The sequence below is a fragment of the Burkholderia sp. BE12 genome, assembly GCF_002959955.1.
In the GTDB taxonomy this organism is placed as follows: domain Bacteria; phylum Pseudomonadota; class Gammaproteobacteria; order Burkholderiales; family Burkholderiaceae; genus Burkholderia.
Genome location: NZ_PREY01000025.1, coordinates 11,627 through 31,575, shown reverse-complemented (window position 1 = coordinate 31,575; position 19,949 = coordinate 11,627). Strand labels below are relative to the sequence as shown.

Annotated in this window: 15 protein-coding genes and 1 pseudogene; 12 read left to right on the top strand and 4 right to left on the bottom strand. The window is 66.6% G+C overall.

The window, feature by feature from the left end:
* The first annotated feature begins 131 nt into the window (after positions 1-131).
* Positions 132-1,046, top strand: a complete 915-nt coding sequence (locus C4B30_RS24930) for a LysR substrate-binding domain-containing protein (RefSeq protein ID WP_089502220.1) — start codon at positions 132-134, stop codon at positions 1,044-1,046.
* Here the strand turns inward: C4B30_RS24930 and C4B30_RS24925 are convergent.
* Entirely contained in the window at positions 1,035-1,922 is an 888-nt protein-coding gene (locus C4B30_RS24925; RefSeq protein ID WP_027781329.1) for a DMT family transporter, read from the bottom strand. The two genes, C4B30_RS24930 and C4B30_RS24925, sit on opposite strands and share 12 nt — an antisense overlap.
* 164 nt (positions 1,923-2,086) lie before the next feature.
* Positions 2,087-2,845 carry a hypothetical protein gene (locus C4B30_RS24920; RefSeq protein ID WP_089502219.1) on the bottom strand — a complete coding sequence of 253 codons (759 nt, stop codon included), beginning with the start codon at positions 2,843-2,845 and terminating at the stop codon, positions 2,087-2,089.
* Positions 2,846-2,977: 132 nt separating this feature from the next.
* Here C4B30_RS24920 and C4B30_RS24915 point away from each other — a divergent pair.
* Positions 2,978-3,575 (top strand): annotated as a pseudogene (locus C4B30_RS24915) (RNA-guided endonuclease InsQ/TnpB family protein); the annotation flags it as partial.
* Between the two features lie 140 nt (positions 3,576-3,715).
* On the opposite strand, the gene C4B30_RS24910 reads toward C4B30_RS24915, so the two are convergent.
* Positions 3,716-5,137, bottom strand: coding sequence for an aminotransferase-like domain-containing protein (locus C4B30_RS24910; protein WP_089502218.1), 1,422 nt, complete (start codon positions 5,135-5,137; stop codon positions 3,716-3,718).
* A 268-nt stretch (positions 5,138-5,405) separates the two neighbouring features.
* On the opposite strand from C4B30_RS24910, the gene C4B30_RS24905 reads away from it, so the two are divergent.
* A complete protein-coding gene (locus C4B30_RS24905) occupies positions 5,406-6,818 on the top strand; it encodes a galactose-binding domain-containing protein (protein WP_089502217.1) in 1,413 nt (470 codons plus the stop codon).
* Between the two features lie 58 nt (positions 6,819-6,876).
* On the opposite strand, the gene C4B30_RS24900 is transcribed toward C4B30_RS24905, so the two are convergent.
* Positions 6,877-7,992 (bottom strand): GlxA family transcriptional regulator, encoded by a 1,116-nt coding sequence (locus C4B30_RS24900; RefSeq protein ID WP_089502216.1) that lies wholly within the window; start codon positions 7,990-7,992, stop codon positions 6,877-6,879.
* A gap of 355 nt (positions 7,993-8,347) precedes the next feature.
* Between C4B30_RS24900 and C4B30_RS24890 the strand changes: the two genes are divergently transcribed.
* From C4B30_RS24890 to C4B30_RS24850, 9 genes are all read left to right on the top strand, one after another.
* A complete protein-coding gene (locus C4B30_RS24890) occupies positions 8,348-9,622 on the top strand; it encodes a serine hydroxymethyltransferase (RefSeq protein WP_089502214.1) in 1,275 nt (424 codons plus the stop codon).
* Positions 9,623-9,659: 37 nt separating this feature from the next.
* Complete coding sequence (locus tag C4B30_RS24885) at positions 9,660-10,631, top strand: dipeptidase (protein ID WP_027781322.1); 972 nt, start codon at positions 9,660-9,662, stop codon at positions 10,629-10,631.
* 138 nt (positions 10,632-10,769) lie between these two features.
* Positions 10,770-11,303, top strand: a complete 534-nt coding sequence (locus C4B30_RS24880) for a DUF5943 domain-containing protein (RefSeq protein ID WP_089502213.1) — start codon at positions 10,770-10,772, stop codon at positions 11,301-11,303.
* 68 nt (positions 11,304-11,371) lie between these two features.
* Positions 11,372-13,435, top strand: a complete 2,064-nt coding sequence (locus C4B30_RS24875; RefSeq protein WP_027781320.1) for an NADH:flavin oxidoreductase — start codon at positions 11,372-11,374, stop codon at positions 13,433-13,435.
* A gap of 3 nt (positions 13,436-13,438) precedes the next feature.
* Positions 13,439-15,364, top strand: coding sequence for a (Fe-S)-binding protein (locus tag C4B30_RS24870; protein WP_027781319.1), 1,926 nt, complete (start codon positions 13,439-13,441; stop codon positions 15,362-15,364).
* Between the two features lie 4 nt (positions 15,365-15,368).
* A complete protein-coding gene (locus C4B30_RS24865) occupies positions 15,369-16,538 on the top strand; it encodes an electron transfer flavoprotein subunit alpha/FixB family protein (protein WP_089502212.1) in 1,170 nt (389 codons plus the stop codon).
* Entirely contained in the window at positions 16,535-17,320 is a 786-nt protein-coding gene (locus tag C4B30_RS24860) for a drug:proton antiporter (protein ID WP_089502211.1), read from the top strand. The genes C4B30_RS24865 and C4B30_RS24860 overlap by 4 nt, the downstream gene beginning before the upstream one ends.
* A 53-nt stretch (positions 17,321-17,373) precedes the next feature.
* On the top strand, positions 17,374-18,615 hold the full coding sequence (locus tag C4B30_RS24855; protein WP_089502210.1) for an aromatic ring-hydroxylating oxygenase subunit alpha: 1,242 nt from the start codon (positions 17,374-17,376) through the stop codon (positions 18,613-18,615).
* A 112-nt stretch (positions 18,616-18,727) separates the two neighbouring features.
* On the top strand, positions 18,728-19,876 hold the full coding sequence (locus C4B30_RS24850; protein WP_027781315.1) for a hybrid-cluster NAD(P)-dependent oxidoreductase: 1,149 nt from the start codon (positions 18,728-18,730) through the stop codon (positions 19,874-19,876).
* The last annotated feature ends 73 nt before the right edge of the window (positions 19,877-19,949 follow it).

Genomic DNA, 19,949 nt, shown 5'->3' with positions numbered 1-19,949 from the left:
CGCCCGTTTTCGTTGCGGGAGCGACGGCGGGGCAGGGCAACGCGGCGAACCCCGATCCCGGCCGCGCGCGATTGCTGCGATAATCATCGCCCGTTCCCGAACCCTCCACCGCCGTGAGGCGGCGATCCCGGATGGCCAAGTCACTTCCCCTCGCCGCGTTGCACACGTTCGTCGAAGTGGCGCGTTGCGGCAGCATGAAGCAGGCGGCCGACCTGCTCTGCATTTCGCCGGGCGCCGTCAGCCAGCACGTCCGCAATCTCGAGGATCGCCTCGCCGTGCGGCTGTTCGAGCGCACCGGCCGTGAACTCGAGCTGACCGGCACCGGCCGCGCGCTGTTCGACCAGCTCGCCGGCGGCTTCAACGAGATCGAGGCCGCGTGGTCGAACGTGCACGGCGCGAACCGGCGCATCGTCCGCCTCGCGGTGACGACCACCGCGTCGTTCGCGAACACGTGGCTCGTGCAGCGGCTCGGCTCGTTCAACGCCGCGTACCCCGAAATCGAAATCACCGTCGAGACGCGCGCGCAACTGGTCGATCTGCGCCGCGACTACGTCGACGTCGCGATCCGGCACGGCCTCGGCCGCTATCCCGGGCACGCGTCGTTCCGCATCTGGACGCCGGAACTGTGGCCCGTGTGCAGCCCGCGGCTGCTCGATCCCGCGCGCCCGATCGACGCGCCCGCCGACTGCCTGTCGTACCCGCTGCTGCAGGACGCCGACCGCGCCGACTGGGTGCTGTGGCTGCGCGCGCAGGACATCGAGGATGCGCGTGCGCCGCGCGGCGCGAGCTTCAGCGAGGATGCGTTGCTGATCAAGGCCGCGGCCGCCGGCCAGGGCATCGCGCTGGTGCGCGACATCTACGCGCGCGACGAAGTCGCGGCCGGGCGGCTGGTTCGCGTGCTCGCGCGGCCCTGGCCGACCGAACTGTCTTATTACGTCGTGTGCAGCGAAGCGCGCCGGCACGAGTGGAAGATCGCCGCGTTCCGCGACTGGCTGGCCCGGGAGATCGGCGGTGAGGCTCGCGATTCGCCCGATCTACTGGCGTGACCCGCGCACCGCGGCCGTGGCGAAACCCTTGAGCTTGCCGGTCGCGAGCGCGGTGCCGAGCAGGATGATCGCGCACCCGGCGAGCGTCTGCACGGTGATCGTCTCGTGCAGGAAGATCGCGCCCCACACCACGCCGAACACCGGAATCAGGAACGTGACCGACGCCGCGTATTGCGCGCCCGCGCTGCGGAGCAGCCCGAAATACAGCAGGTAGGCCACTGCCGTGCAGATCGCGCCGAGCAGCACCACCGCGATCCACGCGGACGCGTGCACGGGGCCCTGCGGCCACATCGGCAGCGCGAGCGGCACGAGTGCGACGGCCGCGAACAACTGGCTGCCGAACGCCGATACGAACGGCCGCACGTTCGCGAGCTTGCGCTTCGAGTAGTGCGCGGCGAACCCGTACGACAGTGTCGCGAGCATCGCGGCGGCGATGGCGCCCGGCGCGCCGGGCGTGCCGGCGCCGAGCGCCGAGCCGGCGAGCACGACGACGCCGGCGAAGCCCAGCGCGAGGCCGACTGCCTGCGGTTTCGTCAGCGGCGTGCGCAGCCACACGTACGCGACGATCGCGGTCCATAGCGGCGTCGTCGCATTCAGGATCGAATCGGTGCCGGCCGTCACGAACAGGGCCGCGTACGTCAGCAGGCAGAACGGCAGCGCCGAGTTCGCGATGCCGACGACGAACAGCGGTACGACATGCGCGCGGAATTCCTGCCGCGCCTGCGCGTTGCGCAGCACCGGCGACAACAGCACCGCCGCGATCGCGACACGCAGCGCGATCAGCGGGATGACGCCGAATTCCGGCGCACCCATGCGCATGAACAGGAAGGACGCGCCCCAGATGGCAGCCAGGGTCACGAGCTGCAGTGCATTCATCGACAGACTCCGTTCGGTGGATCGGCGAGCGGCCGGCGGGCGAGACGCGCCGGCGCGGGGGAATGATCCATTGAACGTCATACGTGCGTCGCGACACAAACGAGGTTTTGTGACGGGCGGTTTAGAAAATTGAATCGACGGGCGCGCGGGCCTGGACCGCGCGCTCAGTGGCCGCGATAGAGCTTCGCGAGTTCGGCGTTGCTGGCCGCGGCGCGGCGGGCGCGCCCGGTGTGCAGGCTGACGCGGCGGATTGCGCGCGTGCGATAGGCGGTGTCGCGGCCGCCTTTCCAGTCGGCCACGCGGACTGAGCCGTTGCGCGTGCGGTCGGGCGCGCGCACCGACGGCGCGGCTTGCGCCACCGCCATCCTGCGCGCGGGTTTGGCGGCGACTGGGGTGTCCTGTTGCGGATTGGCCGCCACTTGCGTTTCATCAGGCGAATGAAATGGGTAGAGGGGCGTCGGCACGACCGGCAGGAATGGATCATTCGACGCGGGCAGTGCGGCTTCTGTCGCGACAGCAGCCGGTGCACCGGAGCCGCGACAAACGGGGTCGGCCTTGCAGGTCTGGTCGACCGTCACGTAGCCGCCGACCAGCAGCACGAGCGTGAGGATGCTGAGAATCGGTGCGCTCGACGCGCGAGGCCGCTGGAAAGCCGCGTTGCGCAGCGCGCGGGCGACGCGCGACGACCATGTGTGGAACGATCGCGGCGCGCGCGTGGCGTGCGCGTCGGCCGGCGTGTGGCTGATCGGCTCGAACGGCCAGTTCCACTGACCGCAGACGGGGCAGTGCTCGAGCGCGCGGAACGCCACGAAGCCGCATTCCCTGCAGCGGCAGCACGTGGCGTGTCGCGATTCGGCGCGCGCATTCAGCACGGCGCGCCAGGCATCGCGCGCGCGGACGCTTCGATTGGGCAGGACGCGCATGTCAGCGACCGGCGGGCGGCATCGTCGGGCTATACATCGGCGGTCGTTCGCATGCGGTGTTCATCATTTGCTCCGAGAGGCCCCGCCATTGATGGCGGGAAGGAAAGGCGTGCAGTTGACAGGCAGCTTCGCGAGATGCCCGATGTGCAGGCCCGCCCCGATTCGTTCCGGCGTCGGCATCGATCTCGGCCTGAAAGACTTCGCGACACTTTCGACCGGCGAGAAGCTGCCTAACGATCGGTTCGGTCGACGAGCGGCGGAAAAGCTGGCGAACGCGCAGCGAGCGCGAAAGCACAAGCGGCATATCGCGAAGCTGCACGCCAAGGTGGCCAATGCCCGTGCCGATTTCCAACACAAGGTCGCGCTCGATCTGGTGCGGCGTTTCGATTACATCGCGGTCGGCAACGTGTCGGCCGCGAAGCTCGCCAGAACCAGAATGGCGAAGAGCGTCTACGACGCATCGTGGTCGTCCTTCCGAAACAAGCTCCGTTACAAGGCGATGGCGCACGGGGCCACGTTCGAGGAAGTCGACGAAAGGGGTTCGACCCAGTCCTGTTCGGCGTGCGGGTCGCAAGACAGCACGGCGCGGCCGAAAGGTATCGCGGGACTGCGAGTAAGAGAATGGGCCTGCAGTGACTGTGGTGTCGAGCATGATCGAGATACCAACGCTGCGTTGAACATTCTCCGATGCGGACGTGCATCGCCAGGTGTGGGAATCCTCTCCTTTTAGGGAGAGGAGGACGTCAAGTGATTCTCCATAACATCGGACGCGTGGAATCCGTTCGTCCGCAACGGCCTGCCGCTTAATTTTTGGTCGTTCGCGCGCGAAACGCAAGTACATGTCGCGCGTTGTGTTCCGCACATTTCGTACTACCCGCCGTGTCGCTGCCGGGCCGCGAGCGTGCCGAGCGTCTCCAGCGCGCGTTCGACGGCCGGTGTCCATGGCCGCCCGTAGTTGAGCCGCAAATAGCGGCGGAAGCCGCCGGTCGCGGAGAAGATCGGCCCGGGCGCGATGCTGACGCCGTTTTCAATCGCCTCGTCGAACAGGTGCATCGCATCCATGTGCGGCGGAAGTTCAATCCACAGAAAATACCCGCCGCGCGGCGCGAACACTTCGGTGTCGGCCGGAAAGTACGCGCGCACGGCCGAGAGCATCTGTGCCTGGTGCGCGGCGAGATTGCGTCGCAGCTTGCGCAGGAAACGGTCGTACGCGCCGTCGCGCAGATAGCTCGAGATCGCCATCTGCGCCGGTACGTCGGCGGCCGGCGCGCTCATGCCCTTGGCCTGGCAGATCTGCCGCACGAAGCGGCCGGCCGCGACCCAGCCGATCCGGAATCCGGGCGCGAGACATTTCGAAAACGACCCGCAATGCAGGACGAGCCCGCTGTCGTCGTACAGTTTCGCCGGGCGCGTGGGCGCCGTGCCGAACTGCAGTTCGCCATACACGTCGTCCTCGATCAGCGGCACGCCGCGGGACGTGAGCAGGTCGATCAGCGCGCGTTTGCGCTCGTCGGTCAGGGTCGCGCCGGTCGGGTTGTGTAACGACGTCATGAACCAGCACGCGCGCACCGGATGCGTGTCGAGCGCCTCGGCGAGCGCGTCGAGGTCGAGGCCCGTGCGCGGATCGACCGGGATCTCGACGGCCTTCAGGTGCAGGCACTGGACGGCCTGCAGCACCGCATGGAATGCCGGCCGTTCGATCGCGACGATGTCGCCCGGGCGCGTCAGCGCCTGCAGGCTGAGCGTCAGCGCTTCGGTCGCCCCCGTCGTGATGACGATTTCCTCCAGCGGCAGCGACGCGCCCGCGTTCAGGTAGCGCAACGCGATCTGGCGGCGCAGCGCTTCGTTACCGGGCGGCAAGCCCGCGATCAGTTTCGTGCGGTCCATGTTGCGGGAGGCCGACGCCACGTAACGCCACAGGCTGCTCATCGGGAACAGCGAATAGTTCGCGAATGCCGAGCCGAGCGGCACGATGTCGTCGCATTTGAGCGAATCGAGCAGGCGGAACAGCGTATCTTCGCCGCCGGTTTGCGCGGCGTCGGGCTTGCGCGGCGGATCGCGGGCGAACCGCACGTGCTTGTCCGCGAGGTTCGCAACGAAATAACCGGAGCGCGCCCGTGCGACGATCAGACCCTCGTTCTCGAGCGCGTAGTACGCACGAAATACCGTGGACGGACTCACGCGATACGCGCGGCATGCCGCGCGCACGGTGGGGATGCGCGCGTCGGGCCCCAGATCGCCGCGCCGAATGGCGTCGGCAATCGTCTGGGCCAGCACCGCATAACGCTTCATGCGTGTCCTCCCGGCCGTTGAACCTAGATGACAAAGAGTAGTACGGCAGCCGTCACGTTCAAGCGCGCCCCCAAATCGCTGATCCGTATGTTTTATGAGCGCTCTGATCCTGTTCTTTCGTCTGACGAACGGGCATGCTCCCGCAAGCTTTGTTCCCGATGTCCGACCGATACGGAATTCACGCTGCCCGACGGCGGATCCGTGACGCCCGCGCGTGCCGCGCGGGTCCTTGTCAGCGGCGTCCTTACCCTACCCGGAAGCATCCAGCGTGAAACTGAAGACCACCGTCGCGGGCCTCGTGGCCGGCATCGCCCTCAACCTGTTCAGCGGCGCGGCAGCCGCAGCCTGCGTCAACAATCCCGCCGCCCAGCCGAACGCGACGTTCCCCGCCGCGCTGACCGGCAAGCTCGTCTATCACAGCTACGTCAAGTACGGCGACGGCACGAGCCAGCTGTTCCTGTACGATTTTTCGGCCCATACGCTGACGCAACTCAGCAAGAGCGGGTGGGGCATCACCGATCCGATGAACGGCGTGTTCAGCCCCGACGGGAAGTGGCTCGCGTTCATGGGCATCAGCAACGGCGCATGGAACGTGTTCATGCTGCAGCTCGGCGCCGGCACGCCGCCCGTCAACATGACCAACAGCACGGGCGCCACGCGCAACGAAGACCCGAAGTTCAGCACGGACGGCAAGACGCTCGTGTTCAAGCAGAACGGCGACGTCAAGCAGGCGACGCTGTCGTACACCAGCGCGGGCCCGGTGTTCACGTCGGTCGTGAGCCTGACGAACGCGCCGGCCGGCGCCGAATACTCGATGCCGTTCCTCGCGCCGGACGCGAGCGCCGTGTACTACGCGACCGGCACCGGCTCGAACATGGGGCTGATGAAGCGCACGATCGCGACCGGTGCGATCGCCGTGTTCGATCGTCCGGCCGGGTTGCAGACGTACTACCCGATCGTGCGTGCGGACGGCATGGTGTACTACGCACGCTGGAAGGACAGCGGCGGGGCGGACCAGATCTATGCGAAGACGGCCGATCCGGCCTCGACGCCGAGCGCGCTGGCGCTCAACGATTGCATGAGCAACAACTCGGACCCGGCACCTGTCAGTGGTACGAATTACCTCTTTTTCTCGTCGACGACGGCGGGCGGCTATCAGATTTACGTCGGCGACGTGACGACCGGCCAGCGCTGGAGCCTGTCGCAGTTCGGCGTGAATGCGGACGCGACGAAGGCGAAGCTCGGCGCGAACTACTACGGCGGCCCGGCCGCCAAGCAGTTGATGCTGCTGTCGCAAGGGCGTCCGGCTGCCGCATCGGCGAGCTACGACGCGTCGCTGACGGCCGACAAGGCGTTCGACGGCAACACGACGAGCACGCGCTGGGATTCGCCGGAAGGCGCGGGCGTCGATCCGCAATGGATCTCCGTCGATCTCGGTGCGACGAAGACCATCAGCAGCATCGATCTGTACTGGGATGCGGGCGCGCTGGTCTACCAGATCCAGACGTCGAACGACAACGCGAACTGGACGACGATCTACTCGACGACCAACGGCGTATCGTACGGGCACGTGACGTTGCCGAACCTGAAGGGGCAGGGTCGTTACGTGCGGATGCTCGGCACGAAGCGGGCGACGCAGTGGGGTTACTCGCTCGACGAGATACAGGTGTGGGGATCGTAAATGCAAACAGAAAAGCGGCCGTCGAGGCCGCTTTTTTTTGCTTCAAGGACTCCGAGCCTCACGCATGCAGCACATGCGCCGGAAACGCCGGCCCGGCCGCCGCCGCACCCTGCGCGAGCGGCGCGACCTGTTTGCGGCGCTCGCGCGTCGGCGCGACGCCGAATGCGTCGCGATAGCTCTTGCTGAAGTGGCATGCCGACTGGAAGCCGCACGCCATCGTGATGTGCATGATCGACATGTCGGTCTGCAGCAGCAGCTCGCGCGCACGGCGCAGCCGCAGCGTCAGGTAGTAGTGCGTCGGCGTCATCCCGAGATGCTCGCGGAAGAGGCGCTGCAACTGCCGCTGCGACATGTTCGCGAGCCGCGCGAGTTCCTCGCGCGACAGCGGCTCCTCGATGTTGTTCTCCATCAGCGAGATCACTTCGAACAGCGACTTGTTCGCCGAGCCGAGGCGTGCGACGAGCGGCATGCGCTGCTGCGCGCTCGTGTCGCGCACGTGCTCGACGATGAACTGCTCGGCGATCTGCGTGACGCGCGCGGTGCCGACGCGCGCGGCGATCAGGTTCAGCATCATGTCGAGCGGCGCGACGCCGCCCGTGCACGTGATGCGATCGCGGTCGATCACGAACAGTTCCTTCAGGAAGCGCGTGTCCGGAAACTCTTCCTTCAGCGCCGACATGTTCTCCCAGTGGATCGCGCACGCGTAGCCCGCGAGCAGCCCCGACTTCGCGAGTGCATAGGTGCCCGTGCACAGGCTGCCGAGCGGCAGCCCCAGGCGCGCGAAGCGGCGCAGTGTCGACAGATGGGCGGGCGTGGTCGCGCGCTGCACGTCGACGCCGCCGCATACGAACACGATGTCGGGCTGCCCCACGCATTCGGCCGGCCCCGTGTCGACCGTGAGGCCGTTGCTCGCCGTGACCGGGCCGCCGTCCGGACTGATCACCGACCAGCGGTAGAGCGGCTGGCCGCTCAGATAGTTCGCCATCCGAAGCACCTCGATCGCATTGGTGAACGCGATCATCGTGAAGTTCGGTAAAGGCATGAACGCGAAGTGGGACAGCGACGCTGTGCGGTCGGGCGACATGGGGAGCGTTCCTTGAATCTCTAATAGCTTTTGGCCCGGGGCACGAATCGGGCTGCGATATTGTGTGAGCGAGTGCAACAAGCGTGCCATACGGCTAAACCCTAGCTCCATACGTTGTCTGGACATCGGGCCGTTGCTGCACTGCACCGTATCCGGGAGAAGTCGCACTCGAACGTGCGGCAAACGCACTGGCGATGTGCGTGTCCATAGGTGAACCATCGACACCGTTTCGGGCGGTCATCCCGAAAAGCACGACCGGTCACTTGTACAAAACGGACGTGCATGGCGGAAAAGGCAAAGAACGCGTCTAAATTCATCAATCCGCCGAAAATCCGAACGACAAGAATAGAGCCGTCGGCAGCCTCGCACTGGACGAGCAGGAAACCCAGGCACGGCGGGCCTCGAGCTTCGGTTGCAGCCCTTTATTCTTCGTCACGGACGCACTATGTCGAATACCCAGCCTTTCTTCTCGCAGCCCCTTGCCGAGCGCGACGCGCCGGTGCGCAGCGCCATCCTCAAGGAACTCGAGCGTCAGCAGTCGCAGGTCGAGCTGATCGCGTCGGAAAACATCGTGTCGCGCGCCGTGCTCGAGGCGCAGGGCTCGGTACTGACCAACAAGTACGCGGAAGGCTATCCCGGCAAGCGCTACTACGGCGGCTGCGAATTCGCCGATGAAGTCGAGGCGCTCGCGATCGAACGCGTGAAGCAGATCTTCAACGCCGGCTACGCGAACGTGCAGCCGCACTCGGGTGCGCAGGCGAACGGGTCGGTGATGCTCGCGCTGGCCAAGCCGGGCGACACGGTGCTCGGCATGTCGCTCGACGCGGGCGGCCATCTGACGCACGGCGCGAAGCCGGCGCTGTCGGGCAAGTGGTTCAACGCCGTCCAGTACGGCGTGAACCGCGACACGCTGCTGATCGATTACGACCAGGTCGAGGCGCTTGCCCACGAACACAAGCCGAACCTCATCATCGCCGGCTTCTCGGCGTACCCGCGCGCGCTCGACTTCGCACGCTTTCGCGCGATCGCCGACAGCGTCGGCGCGAAGCTGATGGTCGACATGGCGCACATCGCGGGCGTAATCGCCGCGGGCCGCCACGCGAACCCTGTCGAGCACGCGCACGTCGTCACGTCGACCACGCACAAGACGCTGCGCGGCCCGCGCGGCGGCTTCGTGCTGACCAACGACGAGGACATCGCGAAGAAGATCAACTCGGCCGTGTTCCCCGGCCTGCAGGGCGGCCCGCTGATGCACGTGATCGCCGGCAAGGCCGTCGCGTTCGGCGAAGTGCTGCATGCGGACTTCAAGACCTACATCGACAACGTGCTCGCGAACGCGCAGGCGCTCGGCGAAGTGCTGAAGGCCGGCGGCGTCGATCTCGTCACGGGCGGCACCGACAACCACCTGCTGCTGGTCGACCTGCGCCCGAAGGGCCTGAAGGGCGCGCCGGTCGAGCAGGCGCTGGAACGCGCGGGCATCACCTGCAACAAGAACGGCATCCCGTTCGACACCGAGAAGCCGACCGTCACGTCGGGCATTCGTCTCGGCACGCCGGCTGGCACGACGCGCGGCTTCGGCGTCGCGGAGTTCCGCGAGATCGGCCGCCTGATCCTCGAAGTGTTCGACGCGCTGCGTGCGAATCCGGAAGGCGATCCCGCAACCGAACAGCGCGTGCGCCGCGAGATCTTCGCGCTCTGCGAGCGCTTCCCGATCTACTGATCGACCCCACAGAACAGCCACACGAGCGGGAGCAGATATGAGCACGCTGCATCAGGACAGCATCATCATCGACGGACTGAACATCTCGAAGTTCGAGAAGCCGGTGTTCGAGGACATGCGCAAGGGCGGCATCACGGCCGCGAACTGCACGGTGTCGGTGTGGGAGAACTTCGCCAAGACCGTCGACAACATCGGCGTGATGAAGAAGAAGATCCGCGACAACGGCGAGCTGCTGACGCTCGTGCGCACGACGGACGACATCTTCCGCGCGAAGAAGGAAGGCAAGACCGGGATCATCCTCGGCTTCCAGAACGCGCATGCGTTCGAGGACAACCTCGGCTACATCGAGGCGTTCCACGACATGGGCGTGCGCGTCGTGCAGCTTTGCTACAACACGCAAAACCTGGTCGGCACCGGCTGCTACGAGCGCGACGGCGGGCTGTCGGACTTCGGCCGCGAAGTGATCACCGAGATGAACCGCGTCGGCATCATGGTCGACCTGTCGCATGTGGGCGGCAACACGTCGTCGGAAGCGATCGCGTTCTCGAAGAAGCCGGTGTGCTACTCGCATTGCCTGCCGTCGGGCCTGAAGGAGCATCCGCGCAACAAGAGCGACGCGCAGCTGAAGGAGATCGCCGATGCGGGCGGCTTCGTCGGCGTGACGATGTTCGCGCCGTTCCTGAAGCGCGGGATCGAAGCGAACATCGACGACTACATCGAGGCGATCGACTACGTCGTGAACCTGATCGGCGAAGACGCGGTCGGCATCGGCACGGACTTCACGCAGGATTTCGCGAAGGAATTCTTCGACATGCTCACGCATGACAAGGGCCGCTATCGCCAGCTGACGAACTTCGGCAAGGTGATCAACCCGGAAGGTATCCGCACGATCGGCGAATTCCCGAATCTGACCGCCGCGATGGAACGCCACGGCTGGAAGGAGTCGCGCATCCGCAAGATCATGGGCGAGAACTGGGTGCGCGTGTTCAAGGACGTGTGGGGCGCGTAAGCGCCGCGCCCGCAGAACCGCCGCCCGCGTTTCAACATAAAAAAATCGGGACGTGCCCGCGCTCGCCGCGCGGGCGCGCGGACGATGTCGCGCCAGCGCACTGAGCCGCGCGGCCAATTTCCTCACGGAGTCACCACGATGCAACCGCAACTGCCGATCAACGTCGATCCCGATACCGGCGTCTGGACCACCGACGCGCTGCCGATGCTGTACGTGCCGCGCCACTTCTTCACGAACAACCACGTCGCCGTCGAGGAAGCGCTCGGCGTCGAAGCGTATGCCGAGATCCTCTACAAGGCCGGCTACAAGTCCGCTTACCACTGGTGCGACAAGGAAGCGAAGCTGCACGGCCTGACCGGCATGGCCGTGTTCGAGCACTACCTGAAGCGCCTGTCGCAACGCGGCTGGGGCCTGTTCTCGATCATCGAGGCCGATCCGGCCAGCGCCCGCGCGAAGATCGAACTGCGCCACTCGTCGTTCGTGCTCCAGCAGCCGGGCAAGGAAGGCAAGCTCTGCTACATGTTCGCGGGCTGGTTCGCGGGCGCGATGGACTGGGTCAACGACACGACGCCGGAAGGCAAGAACGCGCCGCGCGCGCAATCGAAGGAAGTGCAGTGTGCGGCCGAGCATCACGATCACTGCGTCTTCGAAGTGTCGCCGATCGCGCACTGACGCATTGATTCACTGAAACACAACAACACCCGCAACACGAGACATTCGAACGCCAGAGGTCGCCTGCGATGCGTTATCCCCACCTGTTCAAACCCATGCAGCTGAACCAGCTGACGCTGCGCAACCGGATCGTCAGCACCGCGCACGCGGAGGTGTATGCCGAGCCGGGCGGCCTGCCGGGCGACCGCTATATCCGCTACTACGAAGAAAAGGCGAAGGGTGGCGTCGGCCTGGCCATCTGCGGCGGCTCGAGCCCGGTATCGATCGACAGCCCTCAGGGCTGGTGGAAATCGGTGAACCTGTCGACCGACAAGATCATCGATCCGCTTACGCGGCTGGCCGACACGATGCACAAGCACGGCGCGAAGATCATGATCCAGGCGACGCACATGGGTCGCCGCTCGTCGTTCCACGGTGAGCACTGGCCGCATCTGATGTCGCCGTCGGGCGTGCGCGAGCCGGTGCACCGCGGCAACGCGAAGATCATCGAGATCGAGGAAATCCGCCGCATCATCGGCGATTTCGCGGCGGCCGCGAAGCGCGTGAAGGCGGCCGGCATGGACGGCATCGAAATCTCCGCCGCGCACCAGCACCTGATCGACCAGTTCTGGAGCAAGCGTTCGAACCATCGCACCGACGAATGGGGCGGCAGCCTCGAAAACCGCCTGCGCTTCGGCATCGAAGTGCTGACGGCCGTGCGCGAGGCGGTCGGCAAGGACTTCTGCGTCGGCCTGCGCATGTGCGGCGACGAATTCCACGAGGACGGCCTCGATCACGAAGCGCTGAAGGAAATCGCGCAGGCGATGTCGGAGACGGGCCTGATCGACTACCTGAGCGTGGTCGGGTCGGGCGGCGATACGCACAACACGATCGCCAACTGCATGCCGCCGATGGCATTGCCGCCGGAGCCGTTCGTGCACCTCGCGGCGGGCATCAAGTCGGTCGTGAAGATTCCGGTGATGCACGCGCAGAGCATCCGCGATGCGGGCCAGGCCGAGCGCCTGCTCGCGAACGGCATGATCGACCTGGTCGGCATGACGCGCGCGCAGATCGCCGATCCGCACATGGTGATCAAGATCCGCGACGGCCGCGAGGACGAAATCAAGCAGTGCGTCGGCGCGAACTACTGTATCGACCGCCAGTACAACGGCCTCGACGTGCTGTGCATCCAGAACGCGGCGACGTCGCGCGAAGCGACGATGCCGCACATCATCGAGAAGTCGCGCGGCCCGAAGCGCAAGGTCGTGGTGGTCGGCGCCGGCCCCGCGGGCCTCGAGGCCGCTCGCGTCGCGAAGCTGCGCGGCCACGACGTCGTGCTGTTCGAGAAGAACGCGGAAGTGGGCGGCCAGGTGATGATCGCCGCGAAGGCGCCGCAGCGCGAGCAGATGTCGGGGATCATCCGCTGGTTCGACATGGAAACGAAGCGTCTGGGCGTCGACCGGCGCCTCGGCGTGGCCGCCGACGAGAAGATGATCATGGCCGAGAAGCCGGACATCGTCGTGCTCGCGACGGGCGGCTCGAGCTTCACGTGGCAGGTGCCGGCGTGGGGCGTGGCCGAAGGCCTCGCCGTCAGCTCGTGGGACATCCTGACCGGCAAGGTCGAGCCGAAGCAGAACGTGCTGCTGTTCGACGGCGTGAGCACCCACGCGGGCGCGGGCGTGGCCGACTTCATGGCGAGCCGCGGCTCGAAGGTCGAGGTCGTCACGCCGGACGTGAAGGTGGCCGACGACTGCGGCGGCACGACGTTCCCGATCTTCTATCGCCGCCTGTACGCACTCGGCGTGATTCCGACGCCGAACACGATGCTCGATCGCGTCTACGAAGAGAACGGCAAGATGATCGCCGTGCTGCGCAACGAGTACACGGAAGAACTGGAAGAGCGCGCCGTCGACCAGGTGGTGATCGAGAACGGTTCGTCGCCGAACGACGAACTGTACTGGAAGCTCAAGCCGGAATCGGTGAACCGCGGCCAGATCGATCCGCACACGCTGTTCGCGGCCGAGCCGCAGCCGTGCCTGTCGGAAGAACTCGGCAACGGCCGTTTCCTGCTGTTCCGTGTCGGCGACTGCATTTCGATGCACAACGTCCACGGGGCCATCTACGACTCGCTGCGTCTCGTGAAGGATTTCTAAAAGATGAACCCGTCCTTCCTCATTACCGTCCTGTTGTGGCTGTCGGTGGCGGGGCTCGCGTTCGCGGTCGCGAAGCGCTCGTCGTACTGGCGTCTGGGCCGCGCCACGGCACCGGGCTCGTTCGGCGTCGCGAACCTGTTCGCGATTCCGAAGCGTTATTTCGTCGACCTGCACCACGTGGTCGCCCGCGATCCGTACATCGCGAAGACCCACGTCGCGACCGCCGGCGGCGCGATCGGCGCGCTCGCGCTGGTGTTCGTCAACTACGGCCTCGCGATCTACTCGCCGTGGCTCGACAAGCTGATCTTCCTCGCGGCGCTCGCGATGCTGGTCGGCGCGGTGTTCGTGTGGCGCCGACGCGCGGCGAAGGACGTGCCGGCGCGCCTGTCGCGCGGCCCGTGGAATACGCTGCCCTGGCTGCTCGGTTCGTTCGCGCTCGGCCTCGTGCTGTTCATGCTGGTGCCCACCGGCGCGATGTCGGGTGCGTTCGCGGTGCTCTGCGCGCTGCTGATCGGCATCGGCGCGTTCACGATGACGGTCGGCGCCGCGAAGGGCGGCCCGATGAAGCATGCGATCGCCGGCCTGCTGCACCTCGCGTTCCACCCGCGCCAGGAGCGTTTCGCCGCGACGCGCGAATCGTTCACCGGCAACGGCACGGCCACGCCGCCGACCGCGCTGAAGCTGCCGGACATCGAGCATCAGGAGTACGGCGTCGCGAAGCCGGTCGAATTCCGCTGGAACCAGCTGCTGAGCTTCGACGCCTGCGTGCAGTGCGGCAAGTGCGAAGCCGCGTGCCCCGCGTTCGCGTCGGGTCAGCCGCTGAACCCGAAGAAGCTGATCCAGGATCTCGTGGTCGGGATGGCCGGCGGCACCGATGCGGCGTACGCGGGCAGCCCGTCGCCGGGCATCGCGGTCGGCCAGCATCGCGGCGAGCCGAACGGCCCGATCGTGTCGGGCCTGATCGAAGCGCAGACGCTGTGGTCCTGCACGACCTGCCGCGCGTGCGTGCAGGAATGCCCGATGCTGATCGAGCATGTGGACGCGATCGTCGACATGCGCCGCAACCAGACCCTCGTGCATGGCACGGTGCCCGGCAAGGGCCAGGAAGTGCTCGCGAACCTGCGTGAGACGGGCACGATGGGCGGCTACGACACGGCCGCACGTTACGACTGGTCGGTGGACCTGAGCGCCCCCGTCGCGCAACCGGGCAAGCCGGTCGACGTGCTGTTCGTCGCGGGCGAAGGCGCGTTCGACATGCGCTATCAGCGCACGCTGCGCGCCTTCGTGAAGGTGCTGAACAAGGCGGGCGTCGACTACGCCGTGCTCGGCTCGACCGAGACCGACACGGGCGACGTCGCCCGCCGGCTCGGCGACGAAGCGACGTTCCAGCAGATGGCGAAGCGCCTGATCGGCACGCTCGGCACGCTGTCGTACAAGCAGATCGTGACGGCCGACCCGCACGTGATGCACAGCCTGCGCAACGAATACCGTGCGCTCGGGTTGCGCGTGACGGTCAAGCATCACACGACCTATCTGGCCGAACTGGCCGACAGCGGCAAGATCGTGCCGAAGGCCGTCGAGGCGCTGCAGGAGAAACGCACGACCTATCACGATCCGTGCTACCTCGGCCGCTACAACGGCGAGACGGAAGCGCCGCGCAAGCTGCTGAAGACGATCGGCATCCAGGTCGTCGAGATGGAGCGCAACGGCATGCGCGGCCGCTGCTGCGGCGGTGGCGGCGGTGCGCCGCTGACCGACATCCCGGGCAAGCAGCGCATCCCGGACATCCGCATCGCCGACGCGCGCACGATCGGCGCGGACGTGGTCGCGGTTGCGTGCCCGAACTGCACGGCCATGCTCGAAGGCGTCGTGGGCCCGCGCCCCGACGTGCTCGATGTCGCCGAACTCGTCGCCGCCTCGCTGGAGTGAATCGATGAATACGATCAAACGAATCGATCCGCGCCGGCCGTTCATCATCACGGCCGCCGGCCTGAAGCGCATCACGCTCGGCGAGGAAGGCAGCGCCGATGCGAACGCCGCGCAGTGGTCCGCGCACGGCCATGGCGCCGCGGCCGCGAAGCCGCGCCGCGAGTTGAAGGACCCGAAGCACGTGATGCTGGTGGTCGCCCATGGCGAACGCGGCGCGCTCGACGACCATTCGCGGCAGGCGATCGCCGCCGCGGCCGTGCTCGCCGATGCGCAGACCGAGGTCGCGCTGCTCGCGTTCGGCGAACTGAAGGACGACGTGGCCGAACTCGGCGTCGACAAGCTGCTCGAGCTGACCGGTTTCGAGCGCCGCGCGTTCGATCCCGAAAGCGAACTGCAAGCATTGCAGGCCTGCGTGGCCGCGCTCGCACCGAAACACGTGTTCGTGCCCGACAACGCGACCGGCGACGGCGATCTCGGCCGGCGTTACGCGGCGGCCGCTGGCGCGAGCGTCGCGACTCACGTCGTCGAAATCGACGCGAAGCATGTGGGCGCGTATGCACAGGCGGGACGGGCGTTCGCCACCCGAGCGCTGCCCGACGTGATCCTGCTCGCGCAGAACGCGGTCGAAGCGAAGCTGCCGTTCGTCGGCGCGGGCGAACGCGTCGCCGCCGATTTCATCCGCCCGGCGCATGACGCCGCGCAGCCGTACCGCGATCTCGGTCTCGACGAAATCGACGCGGCCCAGGTCGCGCTCGAGGAAGCCGATTTCATCGTGTCGGCCGGCAACGGCGTGTCCGACATCGGCGCGTTCGAGCGGCTGGCCGGCGTGTTCGGTGCGGCGATCGGCGCGAGCCGCGTCGCGGTCGACAACGGCTACTTCACGCGCGACAAGCAGGTCGGCGCGACCGGCAAGACGGTCGAGGCGAGCGTGTACATCGCGTTCGGCATCTCGGGCGCGGTGCAGCACCTGCAGGGCATCAAGGACTGCCGCCACGTGATCGCGGTGAATCTCGACGGCAGCGCGCCGATCGCGAAGCGCGCGAACCTGACGGTGGTCGGCGACGCGCAGGCGACGATCGCCGCGCTGATCGAACAGGTCCAGGCCGCGCGGGCCGCGCGCGGCGAATCGCCGGCCGCGGTCGGCACCCGTGAACCCGAAGGAGTTGCCGCATGAACGCCCCTCGCCCCTTGCAACGCATCGCGGTGCTCGTGTCCGTCGGCCGGCATCCGGTCAGCGGCGTCGCGCGTTACAGCCGCAACGATGCGGCCGCGCTCGAAACCGGCCGCCAGCTCGCGGACAAGCATCGCGCGACGCTCGACGTGATCCATGCAGGCGACCCCGCGAATGCGGCGCTTGCCGACTATCTCGCGCTCGGCGCGCGGGAGGTCGAGGTGCTGGCCTGCCGCGACGGCGACGATGCCGTGCACGCGCTCGCCGCGCGTCTCGACGGCTACGACCTCGTGCTGACCGGCACGCGCGCCGAGGGCGCGTACGACACCGGGATGCTGCCGTACCGCGTCGCCGCGGCGCTCGGCTATCCGCTCGTCGGCTCGGCCGTCGACGTGACGGTCGAAGACGGTCGCGCGGCGGTCCGGCAATTTTTGCCGAAAGGGCTGCGGCGGCGTGTCGCCGCGGCGCTGCCGGCCGTCGTCGCCGTCCATCCGCTCGCGGGTGTCGAGCCGCGCTATGCGTATGCGCGGCTGCGCGCCGGCGCGATCCGGCCGGCGCTCGCGGCGCCCGGTGCGGACGCCGACGCGGCCGCGTGGACGATCGGCCCGGTCGAGCGTAAACCCGTAAAACTGGTTGCCGCCGAGAAGCGCTCCGGGCATGCCCGGATGCTGTCCGCGACGACGACCGAAAGCCGTGGCGGCAACGTCGTAAATGAAGGGAGTTCGGTCGAAAAAGCACAAGTGATCCTCGCGTATTTGCGCGAGCATCAGCTCATCGACTACTGATTTTGATGCCTGTCGGCAAGACACCCAGGGATGCAAGGAATCCGGAGCAAACGATGAAAGTAACGGCAGACATTCGTGCATTGATCGAGCGGCGCAAGGAAGGGCACAGCCTCGACGCACCGTTCTACACGAGCGAGGACATCTTCGCGCTCGACATGGAGGCGATTTTCCGCCAGCACTGGATCCAGGTGGCGATCGAACCGGACATTCCCGAGCCGGGCGATTACGTGACCGTGCAGTTGGGTGGCGATTCGGTCCTGATCGTGCGCGACGACGACATGGCGATCCGTGCGTTCCACAACGTGTGTCGTCACCGCGGCGCGCGCCTGTGCAACGAAGATAAAGGCTCGGTCGGCAACATCGTGTGCCCGTACCACAGCTGGACCTACAACCTGACGGGCCAGCTGATGTTCGCCGAGCACATGGGCGAGAAGTTCGACCGTTGCAAGCACAGCCTGAAGTCGGTGCACGTCGAGAACCTCGCGGGCCTGATCTTCATCTGCATCGCCGACGAGCCGCCGGTCGATTTCGCGCAGATGCGCGCCGAGATGGAGCCCTACCTGCTGCCGCACGACCTGCCGAGCACGAAGATCGCCGCGCAGATCGACATCATCGAGGAAGGCAACTGGAAGCTCACGATGGAGAACAACCGCGAGTGCTATCACTGCGTCGCGAACCATCCGGAGCTGACGATCTCGCTGTACGAATACGGCTTCGGCTACCAGCGCTCCGACGCGAACGCCGAAGGCATGGACGCATTCGCCGAAACCTGCGTGCGACGCGGCAAGGAGTGGGCCGAGATGGGCCTGCCGTCCGCCGAAATCGAAAAGCTGCTCGACGTGACGGGTTTCCGCACGCAGCGCCTGCCGCTGGACCGTCACGGCGAATCGCAGACACTCGACGCGAAGGTCGCGTCGAAGAAGCTGCTCGGCGGCTTCGACAAGGCCGATCTCGGCGGGCTGTCGTTCTGGACGCAGCCGAACTCGTGGCATCACTTCATGAGCGATCACATCGTGACGTTCTCGGTGATCCCGCTGTCGGCCGGCAAGACGCTCGTGCGCACGAAGTGGCTCGTGCACAAGGACGCGAAGGAAGGCATCGACTACGACGTGAAGAACCTCACGGCCGTGTGGAATGCGACCAACGACCAGGATCGCGCGCTCGTCGAATTCTCGCAGCGCGGCGCGAACAGCAGCGCGTACGAGCCGGGCCCGTATTCGCCGTACACGGAAGGTCTCGTCGAAAAATTCTCGGCCTGGTACATCGGCCGGCTCGCCGAAAAAATCGGCGAATAGTACCCAGCAGCGTATAAGCGGAGCAACCGATGAAACGACCCCCACGCTCACTGCGTTCCCTGCCCCCCACGGGGGCGGTCAGCCTCCTTGGGGCGGCCCTGCGGAGGCTGACATGATGCGAGATGCGGCCAATTTCGAACCGGCGGACAGCCGGGTTACGCACCCGGCCTTCTGGAACGCGCTGCCCGAGCGCTGGACGAGCGACGTCGAGGAAACGCTGGTGTGCTGCCACGTGCGGCAGGAAACCCACGACGTGAAGAGCTTCTTCTTCCGTTCGCCGCAGGGCCGCACGTTCTCGTTCGAGCCCGGGCAGTTCATCACGCTCGAGCTCGACATCGACGGCGAAACGATCAACCGGTGCTACACGATCTCGTCGTCGCCGGCGCGGCCGCACACGATCTCGATCACGGTGAAGCGCGTGCCGGGCGGCAAGGTGTCGAACTGGCTGCACGACAACCTGCAGCCGGGCGCACCGGTGCGCGTGCTCGGCCCGGCCGGGGAATTCACGTGCGCACGGCATCCGGCGCGCAAGTACCTGTTCCTGTCGGCCGGCTCGGGCGTCACGCCGCTGATGTCGATGAGCCGTGCGCATCATGATCTCGCCGAGGATCGCGACATCCTGTTCGTGCACAGCGCACGCACGCCGGACGACATCATCTTCGCGCGCGAGCTCGACCTGATCGCGTCGAACCACACGAATTTCCGCACGTCGTTCGTCGTCGAGCGCGTCGGCGCACGCACCAACTGGCCGGGCGTCACGGGCTTCCTGACGCTGCCGCTGCTGAAGCTGATCGCGCCGGATTTCATGGAACGCGAGATCTTCACGTGCGGCCCCGCGCCGTACATGAAGGCCGTGCGCGACCTGCTCGACGAAGCCGGTTTCGATCGCAAGCAGTATCACGAGGAAAGCTTCTCGTTCGAGACGCTCGCGCAGACCGCGAGCGACGAGCTGCTCGCCGATCTCGTGCCGCCGGCCGAGGGCGGCGATGCCGACACGAAGCAGTACACGGTCAGCTTCGCGAAGAGCAACCGGGAGATCTCGTGCGGCTCGGAGCAGCACGTGCTCGATGCGGCCCGCCAGTCGGGCGTGCGGCTGCCGGCATCGTGCACGCAGGGCATGTGCGGCACCTGCAAGGTGAAGCTCGTGTCGGGGCAGGTCGACATGAAACACAACGGCGGCATCCGTCAGCGCGAGATCGATCAGGGGATGGTGCTGCTGTGCTGCAGCAAGCCGCTGTCGGATCTCGTGATCGACAAGTAATCCGAAACTCGCCATCGGCTGTCCGGGTGCGTCGCATCCGGACAAGCATCCGTCGGAAAACAACGATACCGCG